The sequence below is a fragment of the Candidatus Burkholderia verschuerenii genome (assembly GCF_001189365.1).
In the GTDB taxonomy this organism is placed as follows: Bacteria; Pseudomonadota; Gammaproteobacteria; order Burkholderiales; family Burkholderiaceae; genus Caballeronia; species Caballeronia verschuerenii.
In genome coordinates, this window is record NZ_LFJJ01000059.1 from 22247 (window position 1) to 28609 (window position 6363).

The 6363-nt window shown below is 60.9% G+C and carries 4 protein-coding genes; all 4 read right to left on the reverse strand.

The features are described 5' to 3' along the window. Positions 1-29: 29 nt before the first annotated feature. Positions 30-2849 (reverse strand): ATP-dependent Clp protease ATP-binding subunit, encoded by a 2820-nt coding sequence (locus BVER_RS12840; protein WP_083452172.1) that lies wholly within the window; start codon positions 2847-2849, stop codon positions 30-32. A 184-nt stretch (positions 2850-3033) separates the two neighbouring features. Continuing rightward, positions 3034-3288 (reverse strand): DUF6566 family protein, encoded by a 255-nt coding sequence (locus BVER_RS12845; protein WP_050453628.1) that lies wholly within the window; start codon positions 3286-3288, stop codon positions 3034-3036. 158 nt (positions 3289-3446) lie between these two features. Further along, positions 3447-5561, reverse strand: a complete 2115-nt coding sequence (locus BVER_RS12850) for a phosphocholine-specific phospholipase C (RefSeq protein WP_050453629.1) — start codon at positions 5559-5561, stop codon at positions 3447-3449. Between the two features lie 69 nt (positions 5562-5630). After that, positions 5631-5816, reverse strand: coding sequence for a hypothetical protein (locus tag BVER_RS12855; RefSeq protein WP_050453630.1), 186 nt, complete (start codon positions 5814-5816; stop codon positions 5631-5633). Positions 5817-6363: the final 547 nt, after the last annotated feature.

Consider the following 6363-nt stretch of genomic DNA (forward strand, 5'->3'; position numbering starts at 1 on the left):
TGTTTAATTCCCGTAAAAAACTCAATGCATCAAATCGCCGCCACGCGTTCGGCGTGGCGGCGATGCTGAAGCGCGCTAAGCGCTCTTGGCGGATTCCTTTTTTTTACTTGCGTTTTTCTTCGCAGGCGGCTTAGCTTTTTTTCCTTCTCGACTTTAATTTCCTTAGGCTTTTCTGCAACCGCCTCGACCTTGGTAAAGCTCACCTTGTCGGTGTCTTTATCGAAGCTCACGTCGACCGTATCGCCGGATTTGAGTTTGTCGCCGAGAATTTCCTTGGCGAGCCGCGTCTCCAGTTCCTGCCGAATCTGCCGCTTGAGCTCGCGTGCGCCGAACTCCGGCCGATAACCCACATCGGCGAGATGATCGATAACGGATTCCTGCACCTTGAGCGTGATGTCTTGCGCCGCCGCCGTGCGCGTGACGCGATCGATCTGTATCTGCACGATGGAGCGGATATTGTCGCGCGAGAGCCCATGAAACACGATGATTTCATCGATACGATTGAGGAACTCCGGACGGAAGTGGCCCTTGAGCACGTCCATGAGTTTCGCGCGCATGTCCTTTTCGCTGTCGCGATCCTTGTCGCTCTTTTCCAGGTTGTCCATGATGATGGACGCGCCCAGATTGCTCGTCGCGATGATGATCGTATTACTGAAATCGACGACGCGCCCTTTGCCGTCGGTCAGGCGGCCATCGTCGAACACTTGCAGCAGCACGTTGTTCACATCGGGATGCGCCTTCTCGATCTCGTCGAGTAGAATCACGCTATACGGCCGGCGACGCACGCGCTCCGTGAGTTGCCCGCCTTCGTCATAACCGACATAACCCGGCGGCGCGCCAATGAGCCGCGCGACTGCGTGCCGCTCCATGTACTCCGACATGTCGATGCGAATTACCGCCTGCTCGTCGCCGAACACGGTTTCCGCGAGCGCCTTGGCGAGTTCGGTCTTGCCGACGCCGGTCGACCCGAGGAACAGGAACGTCGCGATCGGGCGATTCATCTGGCCAATGCCCGCGCGCGACAAACGCACGGCATCGCTGACGGCGACGACCGCTTCCTCCTGACCGACAACGCGTTCACGCAGCTTGTTCTCCATCTCGAGCAGCTTCTGACGTTCCTCCTGCGTCAGTTCGGTGACGGAAATGCCCGTCAACCGCGACACGACTTCCGCGACCGATGCGACCGTCACTTCCAGCGTCTCCGATCCGGTCTTGCGCTGCCACACTTCGGTCAGCTCTTCGAGCTTCGCCTGCTTTTCCTTGATGCGTTCCTCGAAGTTCTTCGCTTCGTCATAGCGTTTGCGCGACGACGCGTAATCCTGCTCGCGCTTCAATTGCGCGATCTCCGCTTCGAGTTCCTGAATCGCGGGCGGCCGCGATTTCGCGCCGATACGCACGCGCGCCGCAGCCTGATCGATGAGATCGATCGCCTTGTCCGGCAGATAACGCGACGTGATGTAACGGTCCGACAACTCGGCGGCGGCGACGAACGCATCGTCGGCGAAGGTCACCTGATGATGCGCTTCGAGCTTGTCGCGCAGGCCGCGCAAGATCACGATGGTCTGCTCGACAGTAGGCTCGGGCACTAGCACCGGTTGAAAGCGCCGCTCGAGCGCCGCATCCTTCTCGATGTACTTCTGATATTCGTTGAGCGTGGTCGCGCCGATCAGGCTCAACTCGCCGCGCGCAAGGGCCGGCTTGAGCACGTTGGCGATATCGAGTCCGCCTTCGCCACCGCCTTGCCCCGCGCCGACGATCGTATGCAGCTCGTCGATAAAGACGATCAGCTCGTCCTGCTTGGCGCTGACTTCATCGATCATCTGCTTGGCGCGCTCCTCGAATTCGCCGCGATATTTCGCGCCCGCGACCATTGAGTTGATGTTGATTTCGACGAGACGCTTGTTGCGCAGATCTTCCGGCACGTCGTCATTGACGATACGTTGCGCGAGTCCTTCGACGATAGCCGTCTTGCCCACGCCCGGTTCGCCGATCAGCACCGGGTTGTTCTTCTTGCGCCGCGCGAACACTTCGATCGTGCTCTCGATTTCCTGCGCACGGCCGAGCACCGGATCGAGCTTGCCTTCGCGCGCCATCGCGGTGAGATCGCGGCCGAACTTGTCGAGCGTAGGCGTGTTGGTCGGTGCATCGACGCGTCCGTCCTCCGCGCCCTTGCCGACGACCTTCACCACTTTCTGCTGCAATGCTTCGGCAGTGATCCCGTATTTCTTCAGCAGCGTCCCCGCGATGGAATCCGGCACCGACGCCAGTCCGATCAACACATGCTCCGGTCCGACATACGAATGCCCGAGCTCGCGCGATGCCTGAAACGCGTATTGAAACGCGCGCTTGAGTCGCGGCGAGATGGTCATCTTCTCGACGGGCGCATCGGCATCGGCCTTGCCTTTTTGCGCGTGTTCATCGATATAGCGTTTGATGTCGTCGGGAGAAAGTTTCAGCTCCTTGAAGAGCGCCTGCACGACGTCGGTATCGGCGAGCACGTAAAGCACTTGCTCGGTATCGAGCTCGGTCTTCTGCAATTCGTGGGCTTTTTCTGCGGCGCGTTGCAGCAGTTCCATCGTCTGCTCGCTGAATGCATCGGTGACGTCGACGGAATCGCGCGGCACGGAGGCAACCATGTCGTCGTCGTCATCGTCGGCCATGTTGCCGCCCATGAAACGCGAGAGTCCGCCGCCGAGCAGCGAGTCGAACGAGTTGAGCATGTTTTGATGCCGCATCAACTGACGATAGTCGTATTCGCAGATCGACATCGACTTGCGCTGGCCGTTTTGCACGACCGTCACCTGTACGACGGCGGGCCGTGCATGACAAATTTCGCATAGGGCAGGCATGATTCTCGTCTCCAGTATCAGGGCGGTTCATGAGCGAGCCGAACGATACGCGCGATGCAAACCCTACGCGCAACTCGCCGGCGATGCGATGCTTCTCCCCGTGAGTCTGTTATGGAGCTGTGTTTCGCGATGCGGCCTTAACGGCTTGCGCAGCCGCGATGGAAACCCGGGCTGTCGATGCGTGTCAGCTTCCGCGCGTGAAGGTCACGCCGGAGCGATGCTGCATCTCACCGTTGAACCACGATTGCGCGCGTTCGATGCCGTCGCGTATCGCCTCTTGCGGCGTGCGCCATTCGGGTTGCGTGGTTTCGGGCCACGCGGCGAGCAATGGCTTGCCGTCGCGACTGACGTCGAGATCGGCGACCCACGCGCCGCGATCGTTGCGACGGGTGGCGACCGAGATGTTGAAGCCGGCAAAGACGTCGATGGCTGATTCCATGCGTTCCTCCGCTGCGGTTCTGACATCGGCGAAGCGCGGGGCGGCCCGGCTTCGATGCGTGGCGAGCGTATTGACCGACGGACGACTCGCGCGCCACAGCAGGATGTTACGCCGCCTCCGGAATCGGCGTATTCCGGAGGCGTTTTCTCCGATGCGCGTCAGACCGCCTTGGTGGCCGGCGTGGTCATCGCGGGGTCGCTCGTGCTGACCTTGCCCGTCTCGATGTGTCCGGCGATGCGGCGCACCCACGCCGTATTCGACGCCATCGAGAACGAAAGGTCATACCATTGCGCGCTGCACGACAGATCGAAATGCGCTTCGACGGTCTTGCCCGCGGGCACGTTGATGGACTGCGGCGCCTGCGCATACGCGTTGTCCGCGGCGCTGACGGTCAGCGCTTGCGTGCTGCCGTTGGCGATCGCGACATACACGTTGCCGTTCGCGACGTCGTAGCACGTCGTGATGTCCGGATGCGCGGCGGCATCGGCGGACGCGGAGCCCATGAAGCGGCGGAAGAAGCCGTTCGGGCCATAGACGTTGACGGCGTAGTTGCCGTTCGCATCGAGCGTCCAGGTGTCGGAGAGTTGCTTGCCCGCTTCGACCGTGTAATGACGCGGCGTGGCGCTCGGATCACCCGTATAGACCCAGAAGTGCGCGCCTTGCGTGCCGGTGTTGGCGAACGTGACGACATATCCGCCCGATTGCAACTGACCGTTGACGTGCAGTTCGTACGGCAGCGCACGCGCGGCACGCGTGCCGGTTTCCTGCGCTTCGATGGCCTGCTGCGTGCCGGTTGCGGGCGCGGTCTGCGAGGTCGAGCGCGCGCATTGCTGATCGGCCTGCGTGATGTACGTCGACGTGTTCGGCAGCGTCGGGAAGCTCGCATCGGACTTGCTGAAGTCGAGCGACTTCGTCAGATCGCCGCACACCGCGCGACGCCACTGCGAGATGTTCGGCTCCTGCACGCCGAAGCGCTTCTCGATGAATTGCAGCACCGACGTGTGATCGAACACCTGCGAGTTCACATAACCGCCGCGCGACCACGGCGAGACCACGAACATCGGGACGCGCGGTCCGAGTCCGTAGGGCAGGTTGTCGGCAGTATAAGTGCCTTGCTGCGTCGCCGTGACGAGCGTGTGACGCTCGAGCGTGATATCGACCGTGCTCGCGCCGGTGTTCGGCAGCGTCGGCGCTTGCGGCGGCACCATATGATCGAAGAAGCCGTCGTTCTCGTCGTACATGATGAACAGAACGGTCTTGCTCCACACGTCGGGATTCGACGTCAGCGCATCGAGGATCGTCGCGATGTAGTTCGCGCCATAGAGCGGCGTGTACTTCGGATGCTCGGAATACGCGGCGGGCGGCAACAGCCACGACACTTGCGGCAGATTGCCTGCCTGCACGTCGGCCTTCAGTTGCGTGAGATTGCGTGTGCTCATGCCGCGCGTCTGCAGCGACGAACCCGCCAGCGCGTTCACGAAGTTCTGGAAACACGCGAGCATGTTGGTGCCGTAATTGCCCGTGTAGTTATCGAAGTCCGTGCCTTGCTGATAGACCTGCCACGAGACGCCCGCCGTTTCGAGACGCTCGGGATACGTCGTCCACGTGAAGGGATTCAGCTTGGTCGTATCGAACTGATTGTCGATGTAGTCGACATTGTCGAGCAGCGGACCGCCGCCCGTGCCGAGCGGATCGACCATGCCCGTCATCAGATACATGCGGTTCGGGTGCGTGTTGCCGGGAATCGAGCAGAAGTAGTGATCGCAGACGGTGAAGGCATCTGCGAGCGCGTAATGGAACGGGATGTCCGCGCGCGTGTGATAGCCCATCGTCATGTTGGTCTTTTGCGCGGCCCACTTGTCCGCGCGACCGCCATCGATGGCGCCATGCGTCGTCGCCCACGTATGCGGCAATCCGCCGATACATTGCGCGTTCACGCCCGGATTGGTCGTGTCGTAGCGAAACGGCGCGATGGTCTGCGACGGATCTTCCTGACGCGGCTGATACCACACCGGCTGGCCGTTCGGCAGCGTGACGGGGAAGCGGTCGTTATAGCCGCGCACGCCGCTCAGATGGCCGAGATAGTGATCGAACGAGCGGTTTTCCTGCATGAACACGACGATGTGCTGCACGTCCTGAATGGTGCCGGTCACCGTGCTCGGTTCGATGGCGAGCGCGCGGCGGATGGCGTCGAGGAACAGCGCGGTCGCAGCGGTCGCGCCGGCGAGTCCGGCCGAGAGCTTGAGGAAGTTGCGTCGGGTCTGAGTGGCCATGAGGGGTGTCGTGTGGGTCGTGTAGGTCGTGTGTGTCGATGTCGATCGATGAATGCGCGCGCGGAAGGATCAGGACTTCGGCTGCGTGAAGCCCGGCGGGCAATGCATGTTGGCTCTGGCTTCGGTCTCGCCGCCGCAGGCGGCCTTGACCGTGGGCGTGGGAGATGAATCGGAATCGCCGTGACATGCGCCGAGCGAGAGCGCGAGCGCTTGCACGCCGATGAGGGCGAGGAGCCGAAGTGCCGGCGTCTGCATGTTTGTTCTCCGTTATGAGGTAAGCAGACGCGAGCTTGTGCGTCCGACGCGGCTGCGTATGGGAACAGGCGGTGCGGGCAGAACGATAATTTCTGAATGTTACAGACCGGTGTCGCGAGTGTTTGTTTTCATAAGCCTTTCTGTGTCATGACATAACGCCTTCTTTGTGTCATTGCGGATTCTCTATTAAACATCGGATACCTAAATAAATGACAAGAATGACGAAGCCCCGGCTGAACGACTCAGACCGGGGCTAGCGTGCTCGACATTGATACATGAAACGTCCTTCCATAATGTACATCGACTTCGATACGACATCCATCAAACGCTGATCGTGCGACTTCACTTGAAGCGACTGCTGTTACCTAATGCGATTACCTACTGCGATTACGACGACAACTTAAAGCGACTGCGAGATTCAAAGTTGTGTGCGTCAAGTTGTGCAGAAATCGGATGCCGGTGGTTTCAGTTGATCCTTCTGTGCGACGTGCGGCGCGAAGGGCGTAGCCCGCAGCGCCGAACGCCGCGCGGCCGCTATGCAGCAGCG